Genomic DNA, 23,817 nt, shown 5'->3' on the forward strand with positions numbered 1-23,817 from the left:
AAAAGAGGAGAAGTTCTAATGTGCAATTTCGATAAAAATGTTAATTTACCTTTGGGTGTGGAAGAATTTGAAGAAGATAAATTTAAAGATGAATGTGGTGTATTTGGAATTTTTTCTACAGAAGAAGATATTGATGCAGCATCAACGGTTTACTATGGATTATATGCACTTCAACATAGAGGACAGGAAAGTGCCGGTATAGTTACATCGGATGGTAATGAACTAAATGTTTATAAAAATATGGGACTTGTATCTGATGTTTTCAATGAACAAATTATAAGAAGTTTAAAGGGAAAGTCAGCAATTGGTCATGTAAGGTATTCTACAACAGGAGCCAGCAGTATAAATAATGCACAGCCATTACTAGTAAAATATAAGTTAGGCTCTATTGCAATTGCTCATAACGGGAATTTAGTAAATGCTGATGTAGTAAGAGAGCTGTTAGAAGAAGGCGGATGTGTTTTTCAAACATCTATTGATTCTGAAGTAATATTAAATCTTATAGCAAGAGGAGCTAAAAAAGGCATAGAAAGGGCAGTAGTAGATGCTATACAGGCGGTCAAGGGATCTTATGCAATTGTACTTCTTACTCAAGACAAACTTATAGGAGTTAGAGATCCTAATGGTATAAGACCTTTATGCATCGGAAAAATTAATAACAATTATATACTTTCATCAGAAAGTTGTGCACTTGATTCAGTTGGTGCAGAATTTATACGTGATGTTGAACCGGGTGAAGTTGTAATCATAAGTAAAGATGGAATAAAATCTATAAACTTTGCTGAAAAAACCAAGTGTGAAACTTGTTCATTTGAATATATATATTTTGCAAGACCAGATAGTACAATAGATGGAATAAATGTATATGAATCTAGAATTAGAGCTGGTAAGAAGTTGTTTGAAGAATGTCCTGTAGATGCAGATATAGTTATAGGAGTGCCGGATTCAGGAATACCTGCTGCAGTTGGTTATGCAGAAGCATCAGGTATTCCATATGGTATCGGACTTATAAAAAACAAATATGTTGGAAGAACGTTTATATCTCCAACACAAGAAATGAGAGAAAGGGCTGTTTCTATAAAACTTAATCCTTTAAAAGTAAATATTGAAGGTAAAAGAGTTGTAATCGTAGATGATTCTATAGTAAGAGGAACTACTAGCAGAAAATTAGTTGAAATTTTGAGAAATGCTGGCGCAAAAGAAGTACATTTTAGAATATCATCTCCAATTGTAAAATATCCATGTTACTTTGGAATAGATACACCTTATAGAAGCGGACTTATAGGTGCAAATGCTTCAGTTGAAGAGATAAATGAACAAATAGGAGCGGACAGTTTAGGTTATATAAGTATAGAGGGACTTTTGGAAACATTGAATGCCGATAAGGGATTTTGTATTGGATGTTTTAATGGAGTATATCCAGTATCTGCACCGATGGAGGTACCAAAGAATCATTTGAAATAATCAATTTGCATCTTAGAATTTAAAATAAAAGGCGGTGGCTTTGTGATAACATATAAAGATTCTGGAGTTAATATAGAAGAAGGATATAAATCTGTAGACATTATAAAGAACCATGCATCAAAAACATTTATACCTGGAGTTATGAATAACTTAGGAAGTTTTGCAGGAATGTTTGAACTTGGAAATTTTAAGAATCCAGTATTGGTTTCAGGTACAGATGGTGTTGGAACAAAATTAGATATAGCTTTTAAAACTAAAAAGTATGATACAGTTGGTATTGATTGTGTTGCCATGTGTGTAAATGATATTTTGTGTAATGGGGCAAAACCTATATTCTTTTTAGATTATTTAGCTTGTGGAAAATTGGATGCAGAAGTAGCAGCAGATCTTGTTAAAGGAGTTTCAAATGGATGTATTCAAGCTGGATGTGCACTTATAGGCGGTGAAACAGCTGAAATGCCTGGATTTTATCCAGACGGAGAATATGATATAGCAGGTTTTTCAGTAGGAGTAATAGAAAAAGAAAAGATAATTGATGGAAGCAATATAAAAGAAGGTAATGTTTTAATTGGCATAGCTTCAAGCGGACCTCACAGCAATGGATATTCACTTATAAGAAAAATTATAAAGGATTATGATGAAGAATTTAACGGCAAAAAGATAGGTGAAGTTTTACTTACACCAACTAAAATATATGTAAAGCCTGTTCTTAAACTGCTTGAAAGGTTTAAAATAAATGGAATGGCACACATAACAGGCGGCGGATTTTATGAAAATATACCAAGAATGTTTAAAGATGATTTCACAGCTGTAATAGATAAAAATAGTTTCGAAGTTCCACAAATATTCAAACACATTATAAGCCTTGGCGTTGAAGAAGAGCATATGTTTAACACTTACAACATGGGAATAGGATTTGTGCTGTGTGCTCAAAAAGAATCAGCAGATCAAATTATAGAGGAGCTATTTAGTATGGGGGAGACTGCATACAAAATTGGATATGTTGAAAAGGGAGACAAGAAAGTATGTTTAAAATAGCAGTATTAGTATCCGGCGGCGGAACTGATTTACAATCTATTATAGATGGTGTAAAGAGTGGATATTTATCAAACTGCAGTATTGAACTTGTAATAAGTGATAGAGATGGAATTTATGCACTTGAGAGAGCCAAACAGAATAATATAAATACTTGTGTTGCTGCGAGAAAAGTATATAAAGATAAGTTATCAGATAAGATACTAGATATAATTTATGGAAAAGTTGATTTAATAGTTTGTGCTGGATGGCTCTCTATTTTAAAGGGTAATCTAATAGAAGCATTTAAAAATAAGATAATAAATATACATCCATCCTTAATTCCGTCTTTCTGTGGAAATGGAATGTATGGTATAAAAGTACATCAAGCTGCAATTGACTATGGAGTAAAAGTATCAGGATGTACTGTACATTTTGTAGATAGTGGAACAGACAGCGGACCTATTATACTTCAAAAAACTGTGCCAGTTCTTTCAGATTATAGTGCAGAAGACCTTCAAAAAAGAATACTTGAGGAAGAACATAAGGCGCTTCCAGAAGCAGTGAAGTTGATTTCTGAAGGAAGAATTAAGGTTGTAGGTAGAAAAGTAATTATACTATAAAAAATGGGGGTAATGATATGTTAAAGCGTGCTTTAATTAGTGTTTTTAATAAAAATGGTATATTGGATTTAGCTAAATTTTTAGTGAAAAAAGATGTTGAAATAATATCAACTGGTGGTACATATAGATACCTTAAAGAAAATGGTATACCTGTAACTGAGGTTTCAGAAGTTACAGGATTTGATGAGATATTGGATGGAAGAGTAAAAACACTTCATCCTGTTATTCACGGCGGAATACTTGCAGTAAGAAATAATAAGGAGCATATGGAAACAATAAAAAAGAAGAATATAAAACCAATTGATATGGTAGTTGTAAATTTGTATCCTTTTTTTGAAAAAGTAAAAGAAGATTTGACATTCGATGAAAAAATAGAATTTATAGATATAGGCGGACCTACTATGATAAGGGCTGCAGCTAAAAATTTTAAAGATGTCATAGTTTTAACTGATGTAAATGATTATTCGAACATAATGAGTAAGATAGAGGAAAATGGAGAAGTTGATTTTGAAACAAGAAAGAAACTTGCAGGAAAAGTTTTCAATCTTATGTCAGCTTATGATGCTGCTATAAGTAATTTCTTACTTGATGAAGAATATCCTGAGTACTTAACACTTTCTTATAAAAAATCAATGAAATTGAGATATGGTGAAAATCCACATCAAAGTGCAGCATATTACACAAATACTGTAGAAAAGGGTTCTATGAAGGATTTTGAACAATTAAATGGTAAGCAATTATCATACAACAATATAAAAGATATGGATGTAGCATGGAAAGTTGTAAATGAATTTGATGAAATTGCATGCTGTGGAGTAAAACACAATTCACCTTGTGGAGCTGCTGTAGCTAAAAGCTTACATGAAGCTTATGTAAAAACTTTTGAATGTGATAAGACTTCTATCTTTGGTGGAATAATAGCTGTAAATAAAAAATTGGATAAAGAAACAGCAGAAGAAATAGTAAAAATATTCTTAGAAATAGTTATAGCTCCTGATTTTGATGAAGATGCTTTAGAGATACTTAAAACAAAGAAAAATTTAAGAGTTATAAAATGTGATGTAAAACCATCATTAAAAATGGAATTGGTTAAAGTAGATGGAGGCATACTTATTCAATCTTCTGATGACAAGTTGGCAGACGAAATTAAAGTTGTAACAGAAAAATCTCCTGCAGAAGAAGAAATTAAGGATTTAATATTTGGTATGAAAATATGTAAGTATGTTAAATCCAATGCAATTGTAGTAGTTAAAGATGGAATGGCAAAGGGAATAGGCGGGGGTCAAGTTAATAGAATATGGCCTGCATGTCAAGCTCTTGACAGAGCAGGTGATGGAGTAATACTTGCATCCGATGCATTTTTCCCATTTGATGATGTAGTAAAAGAATGTGCTAATCATGGAATAAAATCTATAATTCAACCAGGTGGATCTATAAGAGATAAAGATTCTATTGAAGAGTGCAACAAAAATGGTATATCAATGGTATTTACAGGTATGAGACACTTTAAACATTAATAATAGGGGGCTATAAAATGAAAGTATTAGTAGTTGGATCAGGCGGACGTGAACATGCAATTGTATGGAAAATAGCTCAAAATACTAATGTAGAAAAAATTTACTGTGCACCTGGAAATGGCGGCACGGCATTAGAAGATAAATGTGAAAATGTAAATATAGAAGACAAACAAGAATTAGCTGAGTTTGTCGAAAAAAATAATATAGAACTTACTGTAGTTGGTCCTGAAGTATATCTTACGGATGGTATAGTTGATGAATTTAAAAAAAGAGGCTTAAGAATTTTTGGACCTTCTAAAGAAGCAGCAAAACTTGAGGGCAGTAAGGCATATTCAAAAACTTTTATGGAAAAGTATGGTGTTAAGACGGCAAGTTATGAAGTTTTTGAAGATAGAGATAAGGCTTTAGAGTATTTGAAAAAATGTGAATATCCAATAGTAATAAAGGCAGATGGATTGGCTGCTGGAAAAGGTGTAGTTATATGTGAGGACTATACACAAGCAAAATCCACTATAGATGATTTTATGATAAATGATATATTCAAAGGATCCGGTAAGAAGGTAGTTATAGAAGAATTTTTAGAGGGACCAGAAGCATCTATACTTTCTATAACGGATGGAAACATCATAATACCATTTATGTCTGCTAAAGATCATAAACAAATATATGATGGCGGGAAAGGCCCTAATACAGGAGGAATGGGTGCTGTATCACCTAATCCATATTGCAGCGAAGAAGTTTTAAAAGCATTTGAGAAAGATATAATGAATCCAACTTTAAAAGGAATAAAGACAGAAAAGTTTGATTATACAGGTATAATATTCTTTGGAATTATAATTACTAAAAAAGGACCATATCTTCTTGAATACAATGTTAGGTTTGGAGATCCAGAGACTCAAGCTGTTCTTCCGCTTATGAAAAGTGATCTTGTTGAACTCATAAATTCTGCTGTTGATAAAAAGTTGAGTTCATTTAATTTAGAATGGTATAAGGGAGCTTCATGCTGTGTAGTTGGTGCTTCCAAAGGATATCCTTTAAGTTACGAAGTTGGTTTTGAAATTGAAGGATTTAAAAATCCAAGCAGAGTGTTTGCTGCAGGAGTTAAGTATGACAGTGGAAAACTAAAGACAAGTGGTGGAAGAGTTTTATGCACACAAGCTTTTGGAAAAACGTTGGGAGAAGCAATTGACAAAGCTTATGAGAATTTAAAATTAGTTAATTTTAAAGGTATGTACTATAGAAAAGATATAGGTAGATGTAATTAGATAAAAACCTCAATTAATATAACAATTTATGTGAAAGCATGATAAAAGGTTAAATTTTTGCTAACTTTAACTTTTTATTATGCTTATTTTTTGAAAATAAGTAAATGATTAAAGATAGACCATAAAAAAGTTATCATTATTTACACTTTATACACAAAAATAGTTTATAATAAACAAGTAAAGATTTTATATAATTATTTAGAAAGGTTGACTTTATATGAAAAAAGGGAGCAAGGTAAATGGTAAACGAAAAAGAAAAAAGAAAAGCTCATTTAGGATTGTAATGAAATTTATAGCTTATGAACTTTTAGTGTTTATTATAATAACTCCACTATTAGTATTTTATGGGCCTTTTGAAAATGTAAAGAGAACTATAGTTGGAACTGCTATGGCTACTTTTTCACATCAATATATAGCAACCACATTTTTGCCAAAAGATAAGATAGATGAGATATTAAATAGTGGAAAAGCAGCAGGTGTTTCAAGCAGCGAGGCACAAAATTTAGGTACTGTAAGTGTAAGTCATACAAGAGATAAGGAAATTGAAAGATATGATATATCTGATAGTAAGTTTACCGGTTATATATTAGAAATAAAGGATCCAACTAGAATTAAAATAGGATATTCTAAGAGAATAGGAGAAGTTGGTGAAAGAACAAGTCAGATAGCTCAAGATAATGGAGCTGTTGCAGCTATAAATGGAGGAGGTTTTACTGATAAATCTGCTAATGGTAAGCTTTGGACTGGTACAGGAGCTTATCCAGAGGGAATAGTTATATCAAATGGGAAAGTTATTTATAGTGATGTAAAGCAAAATGAAGCAGTTAATGTAACCGCTTTTACTAAGGATGGCAAATTAATAGTAGGAGATCACACTTTAGGAGATTTATTAAATCAAGGCGTTGTTGAAGCTGTATCTTTTAGAAATAGTTTAGTTATAAATGGTAAACCTGTTGCTGTGCAGGACGAAGGTTTAAATCCTAGAACTGCAATAGGTCAGAAACAAGATGGAACTGTTATAATGCTTGTTATAGATGGAAGAAAAGGCTTAAAACCTGGAGCTTCACTTAGAGAAGTTCAAAATATACTAATTCAACAAGGAGTTGTAAATGCAAGTAACCTAGATGGAGGATCTTCATCTACTCTATATTTTAATGGAGAAGTTATAAATAATCCATGCGATTGGAATGGAGAAAGAACAGTTGCAACAGCTATATATGTAAAACCATAGAGGAGAATGTGATATGAGGGGATTAAAAAGATTACTAGTTTGGACTTTGATTCCTGTGATTTTGGAACTTACCGGTTTGGTACTTGTTGATAAATTTTATCTAAGCGATGAAAGTACATTTAACACTAAAAGAGTTGATGTAAGTACAAAAAAGCAGTCTAATAAGATAAATGTAAAAGTACCAGATAGTGCTGCCGATATTGGAGTTTCATACACAGGAAATTATATTTCTTATTGTGATGATAATGGACTCAAAGTTGTAGATACTTCAAATAATAAGAAAAAAGAAATTAACCTTGATAGTGGTGCTGAATTATCTGCATATAAGTGGCTTGCAGATAGAGATATGCTTTTTATAGCAGAAAAGCTAACATATGATGATGGTTCCGCCTATTTAAAATTTGAATCATATAATCCTAAACAGGATGAAAAAAGTGCATTAAGTGATGAAAATAGGAAGGAATTAAGAATACCTTTAGATGATCCTGGATACAATGTAACACAAATTGCATTATCTTCTTTGACAAATGTTACTTATGTAAGAGTAGATAAGGAAAGGTCTAAAAGTAAAATATATCGTATAAATGTTATGGCTCAGTCAGAGGAAATAAAGTATCCTATGTGTGATCTTGGAAATATTGCTGCTGAAAATAAGGAAGATAGGTTAATTTATGAAGATTCGAGTAGTAATAGGATAAGAGTGTTAGGGCTTAAAAATCCTATAGCAACAGGTGAAAATGCTGTGCATTATCTATTAAATGTTGATGCTGAAGATAACATTTATATAGGTAATGGAAATGATAATAAAGTAAGTAAGATATTTGTTGCTAACTTAAAAAAGACAAGACAGCAGTGGAATACATATGCATTAAGTCAGCCCGTTGATAAGAGTGATATATATATAACAACTTCAGGAAAAGTATACATAAACAATCCTTCACAAAATACTATTACTGAACTTGGAAGTGGAAAACAAATAACATATACTGGAGATTTAATAAAAATATATAATGAGGGAATTATATACAGGGATGGAAAAAAGGTTATGGGAAAGTTAACAGAAAGCTAAAAATTAATTATAAAATTTGATATTATATAAATTCAGGGTGCTCTCTTGTAGTGTTTACAAGGGAGCATCAATTATATGAATAAATAAATGTATTAAATGTCATTAATAATAATAGTTATAATGTATAGAATATTCTAAATATAGATTAAAATAAATTTTGTTTCCATTATATGTAAACAAATTTATTCACAGAATAACACGATATTGGCTTGCATAGTGGGATTGTGGAAAGGATGAAATTGTTAAAAAGTATACAAGTGATGGAATTTATTCACAAAATTTTAAAATACATCTAAATACATAATATTCACAATGTTCAAAATTATAGATAATAATTAGAAAGATATGCTATAATTAAAATAGTCGCAAGATTCAATATAAATTATTCTTTATTAGGAGGGAGTGTTTAAGTGAATGGCTGGTAGAAATTCTGTTTTTAGGAGAAAGTCTATTGCAGAAACGCTTGCAGAAACTAAAGGTGGAAAAGAACTAAAGAAGACACTTGGAGCTTTTGAATTAACAATGCTCGGTATTGGTGCAATTATAGGTACAGGTATTTTTGTTTTGACAGGTGTCGCTGCAGCTGACTATGCCGGACCAGCACTTGTATTGTCGTTTATATTTTCTGCCATTGCTTGTACTTTTGCTGCATTGTGCTACGCAGAACTTTCTGCAATGATACCTGTAGCAGGAAGTGCTTATACTTTTGGCTATGTAGGACTTGGTGAAATATGGGCTTGGATTATAGGATGGGATCTTATACTTGAATATACTGTTGCGGTTTCAGCAGTTGCTGTTGGATGGTCAGGCTATGTAGTGGAATTCTTTAAAGGATTTGGAGTAACAATACCTAGTGCATTCTGTAATCCACCGGGGCAAAATGGAGGAATAATCAACTTACCATGTGTTATAATTTTATTTATTATAATGCTTGTGCTCATTAGAGGGGTTGGTCAAAGTGCTAAACTAAATGATGTTCTTGTTATTATAAAGTTATCAGTTGTAATTTTATTCATAGTTGTTGGAGTAGGTCATGTTAAAGTTTCAAATTGGAATCCATTTTTCCCTTATGGTGTAAGTGGAGTATTTAAAGGGGCAGCAATCATATTTTTCTCATATATAGGATTTGATGCAGTTTCAACGGCAGCAGAGGAAGTAAAAAATCCTCAAAGAGACTTACCAATTGGTATAGTTGCTTCATTAATTATATGTACTATACTTTATATTTTAGTTTCAGGTATATTAACAGGAATGCTTCCATACTACGAATATCATAATAATGCAGCTCCAGTTGCATATGCACTTGAAAAGGTGGGAATGAACTGGGGATCTGCCGTAGTAGCTGTAGGTGCTATTTGCGGTCTTACATCAGTATTGGTTGTCATGTCATTTGGTGGAACACGTATATTATTTGCACTATCAAGAGATGGATTACTTCCAGGATTATTTTCAGAAGTACATCCTAAGTTTAGAACACCTATAAAAAGTACTATATTAATTAGTTTTACGACAATAATACTTTCAGGTTTTGTACAAATATCAAGGCTTGCAGAAATGACGAACATAGGTACACTTGTGGCATTTTGTATAGTTTCACTTTCAGTTATAGTTCTTAGAAAGAGAGAGCCAAATCAAGAAAGACCATTTAAGTGTCCGGGTTCCCCAATAACTCCGTTATTGTCAATTATATTTTGTGGATATTTAATTACTCAGCTGCCTACTTTTACTAAAGAAGTATTCCTAGTTTGGCTTTTAATTGGATTTGTAATTTACTTTGCATATGGTAGAAGTCGCAGCTTGATGAATAAGTAAAGATCTGATTTAATTTAGAGGGAAAACGGTTTCGTGTACAAATAAAATTGTTTTCCCTTTATTTTGTATTAAGTTAAAATTTTTTTCTTCAAAATATAAGCATTATTAATGTTTTTTAAAATAATATAGCTTACCATCTTCAATAGAATAATCCAGCATACCTTTTGAATACATATACTGCAAAAATGCAGATATACCTCCAAAGTTTAAATGATATTGGTAAAAGTTAAAAGATAAATCATTTAAAATTACTATATTTTGTAATATGTCTTCACGAGTAAGTGGCTGATCGAGCAATTCAGATATTTGTTCAATATAATTTTGTATGTTGTCTAAATTTTTATCTGCTAAACTTAAGATTCCTTGTTTATCCAATACCGTGTTTGCATGACTTATAACAAAATAGTCTGCATCTATTTTCTTTATGTTATTTAATGTATTTATACTGTTTTCTATATCATAGAGATATGGAAAAGAATATTTATCTAAAATTTCACGACTAAATATTGAATCACCTAAAAAACAAATTTTTTCTGGTGTTATAATTCCTATTTGTTCTATTGAATGTCCACTTAAGGGTATTATTTCAAACTTTTCATCACCTATTTTATTTGTTCCATATTCTAATACAAAGTCAACATTAATTGGTTTATTTGATTTATCAATACCCTTAATAGGTGTAGAAGATGATAGTATAGAAGCTTGTAATTCTGGATTTTCCATAAATATTTTTTCTTTTAATGAAGTATATACTAAGCATCCTGGATAATTTTTTTGAAAATAGACATCCCCACCGCAGTGATCAAGGTGATTATGAGTATTTATTATATATTTTGGATGCAGGTTATTTTCTAAAACTGCATCTTCTATTTTTTTTGCATCTGTATTATTTATTCCAGTATCTATAATTAAACAGTTTTTATTTTTAAAAGTGTAAATTCCAGAATTAGTTGAAGCACTTATATAATAAGTATTTCCTTTAATTTTTTTTAGCGACATTGTAATCATTTCCTCTCAATATTGTTAAACTTACATGTATTATATCAAAAATTACAATTATATACTATATAAAAACAGAGGACATAGGACAGAGGACAAAGGACAGAGAAGGTTGATTTTTTGCTAACGCAAAATAATCTTTAAATTTATATAAATCAACAATGTTTCGCTTTAGCGAAACAAGTTGTCAAAAATTTAATTAAAGATTTTTCATAGTATAGCGGAGAAGAATCCTCCTTCATTGTCCTCTGTCCTCTGTCCTCCGTCCTCTGGTTCTACTAAGTTAATTTGTAGAGTCACTATTAAATATGTAATCACATAAATTATATATATTTAATGCTATTGGTAAGCCTTTCATATCTATATAATCCATTGAGTAATTTCCGTCCCATGGGTATACTGATACATACTGTTGATCATATACATTCATTACCATCTTTTTATTGTTGAAAGTAAAAAATATTTTATATGGAGGTTTTGAATTTAAATTTTCAGGCTTTGATACAAAATTATTTTTATTTAAGGATTTAATCATAGAAGTTATTACAGCAGTGTTTTTATTATCTAAATCCTTCCTCTTATAGAAGTTTACATTCAATATACTGCACTTGTATGAAGGCTCGGAATCTATACTTTGAGATAATATGTTTGTGTAGTAAAAATTATTTGGTTTTTTGTGCATATATATTGTATTATCTAAATCATGATTGCATCCTGTAAGTAAAATAGATATAATTAATGCAGTAAACAAAAAATATAGTAATTTTTTCACATACATCACCTCTGTATACTAAAATATGTTTGAAGGTTACTATTTATTACCATAAACTTAAGGAGGAGACTATGAAATATAAAATGATAGCTGTCGATATGGACGGCACTCTTTTAAATGATAAAAAACATATATCAGATTATAATATAAAGATGATAGATAAGGCTGTTAAACTTGGAATTAAGTTTGTAATAGCATCTGGAAGAATACCAGCTACTTTAAGACTCTATGAGGAAACTGTATCTAAAAGTCAGCCAATGATTTGCTGTAATGGAGCTGTAGTTTTAGATGATAACAAGAATGTAATATCTTCAAGTGTAATATCTAAGAAATCTTTACTCCAAGTAATAGATTTAATAAGAAAACAGGATAGAGATGTATATTTTCACATTTATCATGGAGATATAATGTGCAGTGAACAATTTAGATATAGTACAGAAAGTTTTTACAAATTCAGTAAAAATGTTGATAGAAAGTATAGAATTGAAATCCGTATCTTAAAAGATGCAAGGGAATATATAGAAGATGGAGATTATGATATAAATAAATTAGTAATTGTAGATGAAGACATTAAATTTTTAGAAGATATGAGAATGCAGTTAGATAAAATAGATGAGATAGAAATTACTAAGTCAGAAGCAAATAATTTAGAAATATTATCTAAACACACATCAAAGGGAAATGCACTAAGTATTTTATCAAGCCATTATAATATACCATTAGAACAGTGTATAGCTGTTGGAAATGATGAAAATGATGTGAGTATGATTAAAACTGCCGGACTTGGAGTGTGTATGAAAAATGGAAGAGAATGTGCTAGAAAATATGCTAACTACATAACTGAAAAAGATAATAATGATGGAGGAATAGGAGAAGTTATAGAAAAGTTTATGTTAAATGGCGACTGATATGGTAGAATTAAATAGGCAATAGGCAATAGGCAATAGGCAATAGGCAATAGGCAATAGGCAATAGGTATAAGTGTATACTATAAATCAGGAGTGATATATAAAATGGAAGATAGTAAAAAGAATATTCAAACTAGGCTTAGAAAAATAGAAGGCCAAATAAAGGGAATAGAGAAGATGATTGAAAATGATACATGCTGTAAGGATGTTTTAATTCAAATAACAGCTGTTAGAGCAGCTGTAAATAAGGTTGGCGGATTAATACTTGAAGGTTATGCTAAAAATTGTTTTAAACACACTGATTTTGAGTCAAATGATGATAAAATACAGGAGCTTATATCAACTTTAACAATGTTTTTAAAGTAAGAACTTTATTTTTTTACAACCCTTGAAATAAATTTTTGCCTAAATAAAAAAATAGTTTTTGATACTGAAGATATGAAAAATACTCCTACGGCTATTATCCCGGCAATAGATAAAGTTTTAAGTCCTAAAATTAAGGATTGATTTACATTTCCTTGAACCATTTCAAACATGGCATTGTACATACCACCGCCAGGTACTAAAGGTATAATGGCACATATTATAAATGTGGTTACTGGTGTTTTTACAACACGTGCCATGATTTCGGAATAAATTGCACCAACTACAGAAGCAATAAAAAAAGAAAACATATTTGAAATATGAAGGTACGAATGTGTAAGGAGGTAAAAAAACCATGAGAGAGCTCCTCCTATAGAGGCAAATAATAAGTTTTTACCCCTTATGTTTGATAAAATGGCAAAACTCAAGGTTGCAATCAAAGTATAAAATGAATTTACAAGCATTGACATTTCATATACCTCCTAATAACATAAACCACAATTTGAGCACTACACCTGTACCTAAAGCAATGGCTGAAGCTATTAAAATTGCCTCAATAGCTCTCGAATTACCTGATATAAGATCTCCTGCAATTGTATCACGAATTGCATTAGTTATTGCAATACCGGGGACTAGAAGCATAATAGAACCTATAATTATATTATCTACATGTGAACCAATATTAAAGTGTACACTAAGTAATGCCGCGATAGCAGTTAACGCACCGCATAAAGTATTTATTAAAAACTCGTTTGTTTGTACGAGATTTAAAATTAAGTAAGTTAATCTTATTAAACATCCTATTACAAATGAAACAAAAAAATCTTTCAAGTTACCGCCAAATACTAAGGTAAAAAATGCAGCAGCAGTTCCGGAAAAAAACACTGCTATTTTATCACTATATGGTTTAATATCATTTATCTTGTTTAACTTGTCTTCAACATATTCTAAAGTATGACCCTTATCTTTTATGTGTCTTGATACGTCATTTACTTGAGAAATTTTTTCTAAATTTGTAGTTCGGCCCTTTACTCTTTTTACTATTGTAACTGTTCTATCGTATTCACTAGAAGCACATACAATTATAATATTTATTGTTACAAAAGTATCTACTTTTTTTATATCATAGGCATTACAAATTCTAATTATGGTATCTTCAACTCTATAAATTTCAGCTCCATTTTCAAGAATTATTTTACCTGCAAATGCAGCATCATTTATTATTCTTGTAATATCCATATTTTTATTCTCCTCAATAAAAATAAAGAAATAATTAATAACGTTATTATAACATAAAATTGTAAGTTTACAATTGGAATTTTAAAAATAAATTTAATCCCAATTCATATTCTGAATTGAAATTAAATATACTTTAAATAACAAATACATGTTAATGATATTGATTAAACCAAATGGAGAAGTGGGGGATATGTTTGATAAATAAAGGTACTTTAATTGAAGTTGAAAGTTCAATTGGAAAAAGTGTAATGATGCATTCTAGAATTTATGTTATAGGCAAAAGTTTAAGCAATTGTGAAATTGGAGATATAGTTGATGTTAAAACGATTTCAGGACATATAGTGAGGGGAGTTGCCTATAGAACAAAGTCTTACTATGGTGCACATCAAAAAAATGTAAAAGAAATTTTATGCATAAGACAAAAAAGAAAATAAAATGGAGCTATTAATTTTGAATTTTATTTCTATAAATGATATAATTTAGTATATAATAAAGTGATTAAAGTTTACATATATTTTTTAGAATATTTAAATTAATGAATCACAATTTATGGAGGTAAGATATGGATTCAACAATGACTAGTTTGATGACACTTCTAGGCATATGTGGCATTATTCAAGGTCTTGGAATGAAGTATAGTAAATCAGTTAGAAAAAAACTTAAAATTGATTCGGAAAAGGTAAATAAAAAATATATTAATTTTAAAATAAACTTTCTGATCTTTGCTGGAATTTTAATATTAATAATTCAGTTAATTCATTATTTTAGTCCCGAACTTGGAAATAAATTATACATACTGTTACCAGCTTTTCTACTTACAGCTATAACAGCAGACATGGTATATAGAAAAAGTAGGGAGGGAAAGTCTATTAAAAAATAGTTGACAAAATTAAATAAGTGATTTATATTAGGCTTAAAGTAATAAATAAAATTAAATAAAGTTGTAACTTTCGGGGCAGGGTGTAATTCCCGATCGGCGGTAAAGTCCGCAAGCTTGTTTCAAGCATGAACTGGTTAGATTCCAGTACCGACAGTAAAGTCTGGATGAAAGAAAGAAAAATACGTATAAGGTGATATTCTAGTAATATCTATTTTTCGTACGATATAAAGCCCCTGAGGATTTTCTTCAGGGGCTTAAATTTTTGATTTTAAACTGGCGCTAGTTTAAGAATATTGTATTTTAAAATGTATTTATAAGAAGGTGTATACAGTGGATGTAAAGTCAAATAATTTAAATGAGCATTATATGAAAATAGCTCTAAAGTTAGCTAAATGTGGAGGAGAAAAGGTATCACCTAATCCACTTGTAGGTGCTGTAATCGTTAAAGATGGGAAGATAATAGGACAAGGCTATCATAAGTTATATGGCGGTCCGCATGCAGAAGTTTATGCTTTAGAAGAAGCAGGAGACAATGCAAAAGGTGCAGTAATATACGTAACACTAGAACCATGTTCACATTATGGAAAAACTCCACCTTGTGCAGAGGCACTTGTGAAAGCAGGAATAAAGAAAGCAGTTATAGCAGTGTCTGATCCAAATCCTATGGTATCAGGAAAAGGCATTGAAATTTTAAAGAAGAATGGAATAGAAGTTGAATTAGGAGTTTTAGAAAATGAAGCTAAGGATATCAACAAAATATTTTTAAAATATATTACAACTAAACTTCCTTTTGTAATACTCAAATGGGCAATGACTTTAGATGGAAAAATAGCTGCAAGTACAGGAGAATCTAAGTGGATAACATCTGAGGAATCAAGGTACTATGTGCATAAAATTAGAAATAGAGTTATGGGAATAATGACTGGGATAAATACTATAATAATGGATAATCCACTTATGACAACAAGGTTAAAAGATGGAGGGAAAAGCCCAAAGGCTATTATACTTGACTCCAAACTTAGAATTCCATTAGATGCCAAAATTTTGGATACAGTAAGTGATAGGGAAGTCATAATAGCATGTACTAAAAATATTGATAATGATAAAAAAGTTAAATTAGAACAAAGAGGAATTAAGTTCATAATAACGCCTGAAGATGAAAATGGGAGGGTTGATTTAAAATATTTAATTCGTGAACTTGGAAATAGGGGAATTGACAGCATATTACTTGAATGTGGAAGTAATTTAAACTTTTCTGCCATATATAGTGGAGTTGTAGATGAAGTTATTTGTTTCATAGCTCCTAAGATTTTTGGAGGAGATAAAGCTAAGACTCCAGTTGGAGGTATTGGATTTGAAAATATTTCTGAAGCTCAACTATTAAAGAATATGGAAATTCAAAAAATAGGTGAAGACTTTATGATTAGAGGATATTTATAATAAGTACATTTTTTTGATAAAGAAGGTGAAAAAAGTTGTTTACAGGTCTTATAGAAGAAGTAGGAGAAGTAAATAGTATTTTAAAAAGTACAAAATCAGCTCAAATTAGTATATATGCAAATGACATTTTAAATGACGTTAAAATTGGAGATAGTATTGCTGTAAATGGAGTTTGTGTTACAGTTACTGATTTTTATAGTAATAAATTTTCTGCTGACATAATGCCTGAAACTTTAAGAAGGAGTAATTTAGGAAGCTTAAAAAGAGGAAGTAAGGTTAATTTGGAAAGAGCAGTGTGTGCTGGAGAAAGATTTGGAGGACACATTGTAAGTGGACATATAGATGAAACCGGTAAAGTTAAGTCAATTGAAAAAGAAGATACAGCAGCTTGGATTACTATAGAAGCAAGTTCAAATATACTCAAATATGTAGTTTTAAAAGGTTCTATCACACTAGATGGTGTAAGCCTTACTGTAGCAGATGCAGGTAGTGATTATTTTAAGGTATCTATCATACCACATACAAAGGAAGAAACTACTCTTTTATCAAAAAATGTAGGTAATGAAATAAATATAGAATGTGACATAATAGCTAAATATCTGGAAAAACTTTTTAAATTTGATGATAAAGATAATGATAAATCCAAAGCTAATGAATCCGGAATAAGTGAAAGTATGCTAAGAAAAGCTGGATTTATCTAAACTCTGATTATGTTGTTTAAGTCAATATTTATTTAAAAATGGAGGAATTTAAAAATGGGTTATAAATTTAATGATATAAAGGAAGCTGTAGAAGATATAAAAGAAGGCAAAATGGTGGTCGTAATTGATGATGAAGACCGTGAAAATGAAGGTGACGTCATAATAGCAGCTGACAAGGCATCCCCTGAAAGTATAAATTTTATGGCTAAATATGCAAGAGGACTTATATGTGTACCAATGGATGGTAAAAGGCTTGAAAAGCTGGGTATAGATCGTATGGTAGATGAAAATACGGATAACTTTTGTACAGCCTTTACTGTATCAGTAGACGCAGCTGATACTACAACAGGTATATCAGCATTTGATAGAGCACTTACAGTACAAAAGTTAGTATCAGAAGATAGTAACCCCCAAGATTTTAAAAAACCCGGACATATATTTCCCCTTAAAGCAAGAGAAGGTGGGGTACTTGTTAGAACTGGACATACAGAAGCAGCAGTTGACCTTGCACGCCTGGCTGGACTTACCCCTGCAGGAGTAATCTGTGAAATAATGAAACCAGATGGTACTATGGCAAGAGTTCCAGAATTAATGGAATTTGTAAAAGAACATAATTTAAAGATAATTACTATAGCTGACTTAATAGCATATAGGATGGAAAATGAAAGTCTTGTTAAGAAAGTAGTGGAAGCACATCTTCCAACTAAATTTGGTAATTTTAGAATAATGGCGTATGAAAGTACTGTCACGGGAGAACATCATATTGCCCTTGTAAAAGGAAATAATTTTGAGGATGAAGATGTACTTGTAAGGGTACATTCTGAATGTTTTACTGGAGATGTATTACATTCAACTAGATGTGACTGCGGCGATCAGCTTGAGGCTTCTTTAAGGCAAATAGAACGTGAAGGAAAGGGAATATTGCTTTATATGAGACAAGAAGGAAGGGGAATAGGTCTTATAAATAAATTAAAGGCTTATGTACTTCAGGAAAAAGGCATGGATACTGTTGAAGCAAATATAGCATTAGGGTTTCCTCCTGATCTTAGAAACTATGGAGTTGGTGCACAGATTCTTAAAGACCTTGGGGTTAGAAGGATGAGACTTATGACTAATAATCCTAAAAAGATAGTAGGCTTGTCAGGTTATGGAATAAAAGTAGTTGAAAGAGTTCCAATACAAGTAAAGTATTCAAAAGAAAGTGAAGGATATATGAAGACCAAAAAAGAAAAAATGGGACATTTATTGAATATATAATTTTGAAGATTAAATTAAAGTTATTTGGAGGTATAATAAATGAAAGTTTACGAAGGAAAATTAACAGCAGAAAATTTGAAGGTTGGAATAGTAATTGCAAGGTTTAATGAATTTATAGGTTCCAAACTTTTGGATGGAGCATTAGATTGTCTTAAAAGACACAGTGCTTCAGATGATAATATAGAAATAAGCTGGGTACCTGGAGCCTTTGAAATTCCGCTAGTAGCAAAAAAAATGGCTCAAACTAAAAAGTACAATGCAGTAATATGCTTAGGAGCAGTTATAAGAGGAGCAACACCGCATTTCGATTATGTATCAAATGAAGTTTCAAAAGGAGTTGCACAAGTTGCTCTTAATGCAGAAATACCTGTAATATTTAGCGTTTTAACAACAGACAATATTGAACAGGCAATAGAAAGAGCAGGCACTAAATCAGGAAATAAAGGATATGATGGTGCTATGGCTGCTATAGAAATGGCAAATTTATTAAAACAAATTGGATAATGTTATAGAGTTTCCAAGTAAAAACTTAACTCATGCTCCGGGATATATTTGCAAACTTCAGCACGTTAAAAAGTTTTAACAGTGTCAAAGGCTGTATATATTTCCCGGAGTGTAAGTTAAGCTGCAATCTAGAAATCCTATAAATTTACCACATTCCATATAAAACTTTTACAGCAACTGCAAATGACATCACTATAAAAATGGGTTTAATTAATTTTGAACCTTTTTTTAGTGCAAAACCTGTTCCAAATTTAGCTCCAATTATCATACATATTGCAACAGGTATTCCAAGTTTATAGTTTACTTGTCCATTTAATGCAAACAAGCCAAGTGATGTTATATTACTTACAAAGTTTAAAAATTTTGCGTTCCCAGCTGATCGTAAAAAATCAAATTTAATATATACCTATAAGTCCGAAAATTAAAAATGAACCTGTACCTGGTCCAAAAAATCCATCATAAAAACCTAAACTAAATGCAAGAAGTATTCCTAGGAATAAAGTCTTTTTAGTTAATAACTTAAACCTATCTTGAGCTCCAATTGTTTTTGAAAAAAAACTGTAAATTCCAACAAATAATATGAGTATAAGAACTATTGTATTTAAATACCTTGTATCTATCATAAGAACAGTATTTACACCTAAAATAGCACCTATAAGTGTAAATGGAAAGAGAAATTTAACAATTTTAAAATCAATTTTTCCAGAGGTCATAAATTTTATAGAACTTGAGAGTGATGCAAATGTAGATGAAAATTTGTTGGTACCCAAAGCAATGTGTGCAGGTACTCCGGCAAATAAAAAAGCAGGTACACTTATTATACCGCCGCCGCATGCTATTGAATCAACGAAAGCTGCGATAAACCCAGCAAAGCATAGAAATAGTAAAGATATAGACATATGAACACCTTCTGTAAAATCAATTTATTTCTAATCTTATCACATTGTTATATAAGTTATCAATCTATACATAATTAGCTGTTGAATAATAACTGTAAAATGTATAAGTTCTACAAAGTTTTTAGAATTCATACTTATTTCATAGTGAGTATAAAATGTTTGGAGTGTATGATTTATGAAACAAGAACTTTTGAATAATGATTATCCAAAGGCTTCGGGAACTTTTATTCAACCGGATATGGTGATGAATTGGGATGATTCAAGGTGGCAGAAAGAGTTAAGTTATTTAAAAGAAGTTAAAATGGAATACCTTATAATGAACACATTTATTGTAAAGGATAAAAAAATTAGAAGAATATACAAAACTTCAATAAAAGACGAAGAAAGAATAGGAATTCATGATGTGGTCAACAAGTGTTTAAAAAACTCTAAAAAATATGGATTTAAAGTATTTCTTGGAATTGATTACAATGATAAGTGGTGGAAATACGGACCTAGAAATCCTAAATGGCTTTATATGCAAATGCATAATGGAAATTTAGCGATACAAGAGTTATATGAAAAATACTATGGAAAATATAAAAATACTTTTTGTGGATGGTATTGGGTGTACGAAGTAGACAATTTAAATTTTAAAAACTATGATGATTTTAAAGTACTTGCAAATGCTGTAAATATAAATTTAAATTATATGGATGCTAATGGTATGAGACTTCCATTAATGATATCACCTTTTATGAATTCACGATATTCTACTCCGCAAGCATATGCAGAAAATTGGAAGTGCTTTTTTGAAAATGCAAATTTAAAAAAAAGAGATATTTTTTGCCCACAAGATTCAGTTGGTGGAGGCGGACTTAATATAAGTGAAGTAAAAGATTGGTTTAATGCTTTAAGTAAAGCAGTAAAGTCAAATGATAAGGTATTATTTTGGGCTAATACTGAAACTTTTGATCATACTAATTGGTCAAGTGCCCCTATTAAGAGATTTATACAGCAAATGAATATTGAAATCCCTTTTGTAAGTAATATAATAACTTTTTCATACAGCCATTACTACAGTCCGAATAATATAAACCATGGATTTCATAGAGCATATAAAGAGTATCTATACAAACATATAATTTCTAATGTAAAGCCTGATCCACCTAAGTGGATGAAAGTTACCAATTTAAATTATAATAAAATTTTAATTGAATGGGAAGTTAATAAAAATTTAGCTGGATACAAGATATTCTGTGCTGAACTTGAAATAGCGTCTATGTGTGTGCAGAGAAAATATGGTGGAAATAATAAAGAAGTAATGGGAAAATTAATTTGTAAATGTAATTGTAAAAAATCAATATATAAAATAAGATCATTTGATTTTTGGGGGAATTTATCAGATGTATTAATAGTGAATAATATAAAGTGAATATGTTAATAAATTATGTATAGTGAGTTAATAATTTATAAAATTATATCTGAACAAATTTTTAAATTAAGGATAACTATTTACAGAATTAAAATAGTATAGCATAATATACTTATTATTAAAATCGTTTTTTATTAAAAAGCGTTTTAGAAAATGAGTTAATTAGATGCTTTAACTTTCATGCAAGTTTCTTAATTAGAAAACGAAAATTTAGGAGGAATAAGAATGTCAGAAAAAGACGAATCTAATGAAAAGATTTTGATAGATGATGAAGAAAAAGCCAAACAAGAGTTTTTAGAAGAACTTAGAAATAAAAACTTGGAGGAGACAATTCAACTTAAGAAAATTCAAGAAGCTATAAATCAAAAACTTAAAGAAAAGGAAGATGAAAAGAAGAGAAAGGAAGAAGAGCAGGAGAGAAAAGAAGAAGAACAGAAGAGAATGGAAGAAGCTGAAGCAATTGAAAAGGCAAATGCTGAAGCTGAAGATGCAAGAGCTGAAGCTCAAACGACAAGTACTGAAGATGAAGATGCAAGTACCAAGTCGGAAGAAATAAAAGCAGATGAAGCTGAAAGCGAAGATAAAGGCAGTGAAATAGTAAAATCTGAAGAACCTGTATTAGCTGTTACAAGTGAAGCAAAAGCATCTCTTCTTAATATGGAAAAAAAGAAAAGCAGTTTTTCATTAAAAATTTTAACAGCAACTGTAGTTGATACAATAGTAATAGCTGTTATTTCAGCAATAGCAGTACTTTTGTTTAATGCACTTTTGAGACTTTTCACTGGATACTATGTAGTTGATTATGAAGGTGTTTATATGATAACATTCTTTATTGTAATGATTTTGTATCCAGTATTGATGCAAACTTCAAAATACAAGAAAACATTAGGACAAAAGTTTAGTAAGATATGTATTAAAGAAGGAGAAGAGTAGAAATTGAAAAAGGGGCAAGTTTACGATTTTTATGTAGAAGATACTGAATTTCCTGGTACCGGAATAGCTGTAGTGGATGGAATTAAGGTATATATTAAAAATGCTGCAGCAGGACAAAAGGTTAAAGCTAGGATATTTAAAAAGAAAAAGGAATATGCTCAAGCAAAGCTTGTTGAAGTAGTTGAAAATGTAGATTATGCAGTAAATCCGCCGTGCAGTCATTTTAATTTATGTGGTGGATGTACTACCCAATTTATACCTTATGAAAAACAGCTTGAACTTAAAGAGAGACAGGTATTAAAGCTCTTTAAGGATGGAGGTATTGAGGACTTCGAATTTTTAGGCATAGAAAAGAGCCCTGAAGAATATGAATATAGAAATAAAATGGAATTTTCCTTTGGTGATGAAGTAAAAGGTGGAGAATTGACTTTAGGTATGCACATCAAGGGTAGAAATTTTGGAATTGTAAATGTTCATGACTGCCAAATTGTAGATGAGGATTTTAGGAAAATACTCACTGCAGCAGTAGGGTATTTTAGGCAAAAAGAGTTTCCTTATTATAGAGTAATGAAAAAAGAAGGGTACTTAAGAAACCTAGTTATAAGGAAGGCAAAGAATACATCTGAAATACTTATAAATTTAGTTACTACGTCTCAAATTGACTTCAATTTAGAAGAATTTAAGGATTTGCTCTTAAAGGTAAAGTATGATGGTATTGTAACTGGAATTTTACATACTATAAACGATGGACTTTCAGATACAGTTAGAGCAGATAGAGTTGATATATTGTATGGCAGAGATTATATAATAGAAGAACTTTTAGGACTTAAATTTAAAATATCACCTGAGTCATTTTTTCAAACTAATTCTAAGGGTGCTGAGAAACTTTATAGTATAGTTAGAGAATTTTTAGGTGATATTTCTTCGAAAGTGGTATTTGATCTTTACTGTGGTACTGGAACTATAGGACAGATAGTTGCAAAGAAAGCTAAAAAGGTATTGGGAATAGAAATTGTAGAGGAAGCAGTTAAATCTGCAAATGAAAATGCAAAGTTAAATGGTCTTAACAACTGTAATTTTATTGCTGGAGATATTGCTAAGGTAATAAAAACTGTAAATGAAAAACCAGATGTCATAATACTTGATCCGCCAAGACCAGGTGTCCATCCAACAGCACTTGATTACGTAATAAAATTTAATGCACCAGCTATAATTTATGTATCTTGCAATCCTAAAACTCTAGTAACAGATCTGAAAGTTTTAATGGATTCAGGATACACTCTTGAAAAAGTAAAATTAATGGATATGTTTCCACAAACTTCACATGTGGAGACTGTAGTGAAGATAGTACGCAGATAGGCTGATATCAAAGGTTTTGAAGGATTTCAAGTGAATATTGAAGTGTGTTTTATGTTCCCTCAGACTACGGTTTGAGGGAATTTTTAGGTTAGGGGGTTGTATAAATACGCAGAATAGAGGATTTTGCGTTAAGATATTTAATTTGCGTATTTGT

The 23,817-nt window shown here is 30.6% G+C and carries 23 protein-coding genes, 1 pseudogene and 1 riboswitch; of the genes and pseudogenes, 19 read left to right on the forward strand and 5 right to left on the reverse strand.

What is annotated here, in order from left to right; translation table 11 throughout:
- Nucleotides 1-18: 18 nt before the first annotated feature.
- The 8 genes from purF (at nucleotide 19) to EBB51_RS02690 (ending at nucleotide 9,995) form a co-directional block, all read left to right on the forward strand.
- On the forward strand, nucleotides 19-1,464 hold the full coding sequence (purF, locus tag EBB51_RS02655) for an amidophosphoribosyltransferase (RefSeq protein ID WP_123053030.1): 1,446 nt from the start codon (nucleotides 19-21) through the stop codon (nucleotides 1,462-1,464).
- A gap of 42 nt (nucleotides 1,465-1,506) precedes the next feature.
- A complete protein-coding gene (purM, locus tag EBB51_RS02660; protein ID WP_123053031.1) occupies nucleotides 1,507-2,502 on the forward strand; it encodes a phosphoribosylformylglycinamidine cyclo-ligase in 996 nt (331 codons plus the stop codon).
- A complete protein-coding gene (purN, locus tag EBB51_RS02665) occupies nucleotides 2,490-3,101 on the forward strand; it encodes a phosphoribosylglycinamide formyltransferase (RefSeq protein ID WP_123053032.1) in 612 nt (203 codons plus the stop codon). Before purM ends, purN begins: the two co-directional genes overlap by 13 nt.
- Before the next feature lie 17 nt (nucleotides 3,102-3,118).
- Nucleotides 3,119-4,618, forward strand: coding sequence for a bifunctional phosphoribosylaminoimidazolecarboxamide formyltransferase/IMP cyclohydrolase (gene purH, locus EBB51_RS02670; protein WP_123053033.1), 1,500 nt, complete (start codon nucleotides 3,119-3,121; stop codon nucleotides 4,616-4,618).
- A 17-nt stretch (nucleotides 4,619-4,635) separates the two neighbouring features.
- Entirely contained in the window at nucleotides 4,636-5,883 is a 1,248-nt protein-coding gene (gene purD, locus EBB51_RS02675; RefSeq protein ID WP_123053034.1) for a phosphoribosylamine--glycine ligase, read from the forward strand.
- Between the two features lie 217 nt (nucleotides 5,884-6,100).
- Entirely contained in the window at nucleotides 6,101-7,114 is a 1,014-nt protein-coding gene (locus tag EBB51_RS02680; RefSeq protein WP_123053035.1) for a phosphodiester glycosidase family protein, read from the forward strand.
- A 13-nt stretch (nucleotides 7,115-7,127) separates the two neighbouring features.
- Nucleotides 7,128-8,183: a hypothetical protein gene (locus EBB51_RS02685; RefSeq protein ID WP_123053036.1), complete on the forward strand. Its 1,056-nt coding sequence runs from the start codon at nucleotides 7,128-7,130 to the stop codon at nucleotides 8,181-8,183.
- 414 nt (nucleotides 8,184-8,597) lie between these two features.
- Nucleotides 8,598-9,995, forward strand: a complete 1,398-nt coding sequence (locus EBB51_RS02690; protein ID WP_123053037.1) for an amino acid permease — start codon at nucleotides 8,598-8,600, stop codon at nucleotides 9,993-9,995.
- 105 nt (nucleotides 9,996-10,100) lie between these two features.
- On the opposite strand, the gene EBB51_RS02695 is transcribed toward EBB51_RS02690, so the two are convergent.
- Nucleotides 10,101-10,994, reverse strand: a complete 894-nt coding sequence (locus tag EBB51_RS02695; RefSeq protein WP_123053038.1) for an MBL fold metallo-hydrolase — start codon at nucleotides 10,992-10,994, stop codon at nucleotides 10,101-10,103.
- Between the two features lie 283 nt (nucleotides 10,995-11,277).
- Nucleotides 11,278-11,766 carry a DUF4883 family protein gene (locus tag EBB51_RS02700; protein WP_123053039.1) on the reverse strand — a complete coding sequence of 163 codons (489 nt, stop codon included), beginning with the start codon at nucleotides 11,764-11,766 and terminating at the stop codon, nucleotides 11,278-11,280.
- 71 nt (nucleotides 11,767-11,837) lie between these two features.
- Here EBB51_RS02700 and EBB51_RS02705 point away from each other — a divergent pair, with 71 nt between their 5' ends.
- Complete coding sequence (locus EBB51_RS02705) at nucleotides 11,838-12,674, forward strand: Cof-type HAD-IIB family hydrolase (RefSeq protein WP_123053040.1); 837 nt, start codon at nucleotides 11,838-11,840, stop codon at nucleotides 12,672-12,674.
- Between the two features lie 93 nt (nucleotides 12,675-12,767).
- Nucleotides 12,768-13,040, forward strand: a complete 273-nt coding sequence (locus tag EBB51_RS02710) for a metal-sensitive transcriptional regulator (RefSeq protein ID WP_190285310.1) — start codon at nucleotides 12,768-12,770, stop codon at nucleotides 13,038-13,040.
- 5 nt (nucleotides 13,041-13,045) lie between these two features.
- Here EBB51_RS02710 and EBB51_RS02715 read toward each other — a convergent pair whose 3' ends face one another.
- Nucleotides 13,046-13,501 carry a threonine/serine exporter family protein gene (locus EBB51_RS02715; protein ID WP_123054960.1) on the reverse strand — a complete coding sequence of 152 codons (456 nt, stop codon included), beginning with the start codon at nucleotides 13,499-13,501 and terminating at the stop codon, nucleotides 13,046-13,048.
- Between the two features lie 7 nt (nucleotides 13,502-13,508).
- Nucleotides 13,509-14,276, reverse strand: a complete 768-nt coding sequence (locus tag EBB51_RS02720; RefSeq protein ID WP_123053042.1) for a threonine/serine exporter family protein — start codon at nucleotides 14,274-14,276, stop codon at nucleotides 13,509-13,511.
- A 194-nt stretch (nucleotides 14,277-14,470) separates the two neighbouring features.
- On the opposite strand from EBB51_RS02720, the gene EBB51_RS02725 reads away from it, so the two are divergent.
- The 6 genes from EBB51_RS02725 (at nucleotide 14,471) to ribE (ending at nucleotide 19,058) form a co-directional block, all read left to right on the forward strand.
- On the forward strand, nucleotides 14,471-14,710 hold the full coding sequence (locus tag EBB51_RS02725) for a hypothetical protein (RefSeq protein WP_123053043.1): 240 nt from the start codon (nucleotides 14,471-14,473) through the stop codon (nucleotides 14,708-14,710).
- Between the two features lie 128 nt (nucleotides 14,711-14,838).
- On the forward strand, nucleotides 14,839-15,156 hold the full coding sequence (locus EBB51_RS02730) for a hypothetical protein (RefSeq protein WP_123053044.1): 318 nt from the start codon (nucleotides 14,839-14,841) through the stop codon (nucleotides 15,154-15,156).
- 62 nt (nucleotides 15,157-15,218) lie between these two features.
- Nucleotides 15,219-15,336: riboswitch (FMN riboswitch) on the forward strand.
- A 186-nt stretch (nucleotides 15,337-15,522) separates the two neighbouring features.
- Nucleotides 15,523-16,596 (forward strand): bifunctional diaminohydroxyphosphoribosylaminopyrimidine deaminase/5-amino-6-(5-phosphoribosylamino)uracil reductase RibD, encoded by a 1,074-nt coding sequence (gene ribD, locus EBB51_RS02735; RefSeq protein WP_123054961.1) that lies wholly within the window; start codon nucleotides 15,523-15,525, stop codon nucleotides 16,594-16,596.
- A 35-nt stretch (nucleotides 16,597-16,631) separates the two neighbouring features.
- Complete coding sequence (locus EBB51_RS02740; RefSeq protein WP_123053045.1) at nucleotides 16,632-17,297, forward strand: riboflavin synthase; 666 nt, start codon at nucleotides 16,632-16,634, stop codon at nucleotides 17,295-17,297.
- A 54-nt stretch (nucleotides 17,298-17,351) separates the two neighbouring features.
- The gene (locus EBB51_RS02745; protein WP_123053046.1) at nucleotides 17,352-18,554 is read left to right on the forward strand and encodes a bifunctional 3,4-dihydroxy-2-butanone-4-phosphate synthase/GTP cyclohydrolase II; all 1,203 of its coding nucleotides are present in this window, start codon (nucleotides 17,352-17,354) and stop codon (nucleotides 18,552-18,554) included.
- 39 nt (nucleotides 18,555-18,593) lie between these two features.
- On the forward strand, nucleotides 18,594-19,058 hold the full coding sequence (gene ribE, locus EBB51_RS02750) for a 6,7-dimethyl-8-ribityllumazine synthase (protein WP_123053047.1): 465 nt from the start codon (nucleotides 18,594-18,596) through the stop codon (nucleotides 19,056-19,058).
- A 145-nt stretch (nucleotides 19,059-19,203) separates the two neighbouring features.
- Here ribE and EBB51_RS02755 read toward each other — a convergent pair.
- A pseudogene (locus EBB51_RS02755) lies at nucleotides 19,204-19,957 on the reverse strand (TSUP family transporter).
- 175 nt (nucleotides 19,958-20,132) lie between these two features.
- Here EBB51_RS02755 and EBB51_RS02760 point away from each other — a divergent pair.
- From EBB51_RS02760 to rlmD, 3 genes are all read left to right on the forward strand, one after another.
- Entirely contained in the window at nucleotides 20,133-21,371 is a 1,239-nt protein-coding gene (locus EBB51_RS02760; protein WP_123053048.1) for a DUF4434 domain-containing protein, read from the forward strand.
- Nucleotides 21,372-21,596: 225 nt separating this feature from the next.
- A complete protein-coding gene (locus EBB51_RS02765; RefSeq protein WP_123053049.1) occupies nucleotides 21,597-22,304 on the forward strand; it encodes an RDD family protein in 708 nt (235 codons plus the stop codon).
- Between the two features lie 3 nt (nucleotides 22,305-22,307).
- On the forward strand, nucleotides 22,308-23,663 hold the full coding sequence (rlmD, locus tag EBB51_RS02770) for a 23S rRNA (uracil(1939)-C(5))-methyltransferase RlmD (protein WP_123053050.1): 1,356 nt from the start codon (nucleotides 22,308-22,310) through the stop codon (nucleotides 23,661-23,663).
- Nucleotides 23,664-23,817: the final 154 nt, after the last annotated feature.

The organism is Clostridium sp. JN-1 (assembly GCF_003718715.1).
In the GTDB taxonomy this organism is placed as follows: Bacteria; Bacillota; Clostridia; order Clostridiales; family Clostridiaceae; genus Clostridium_AV.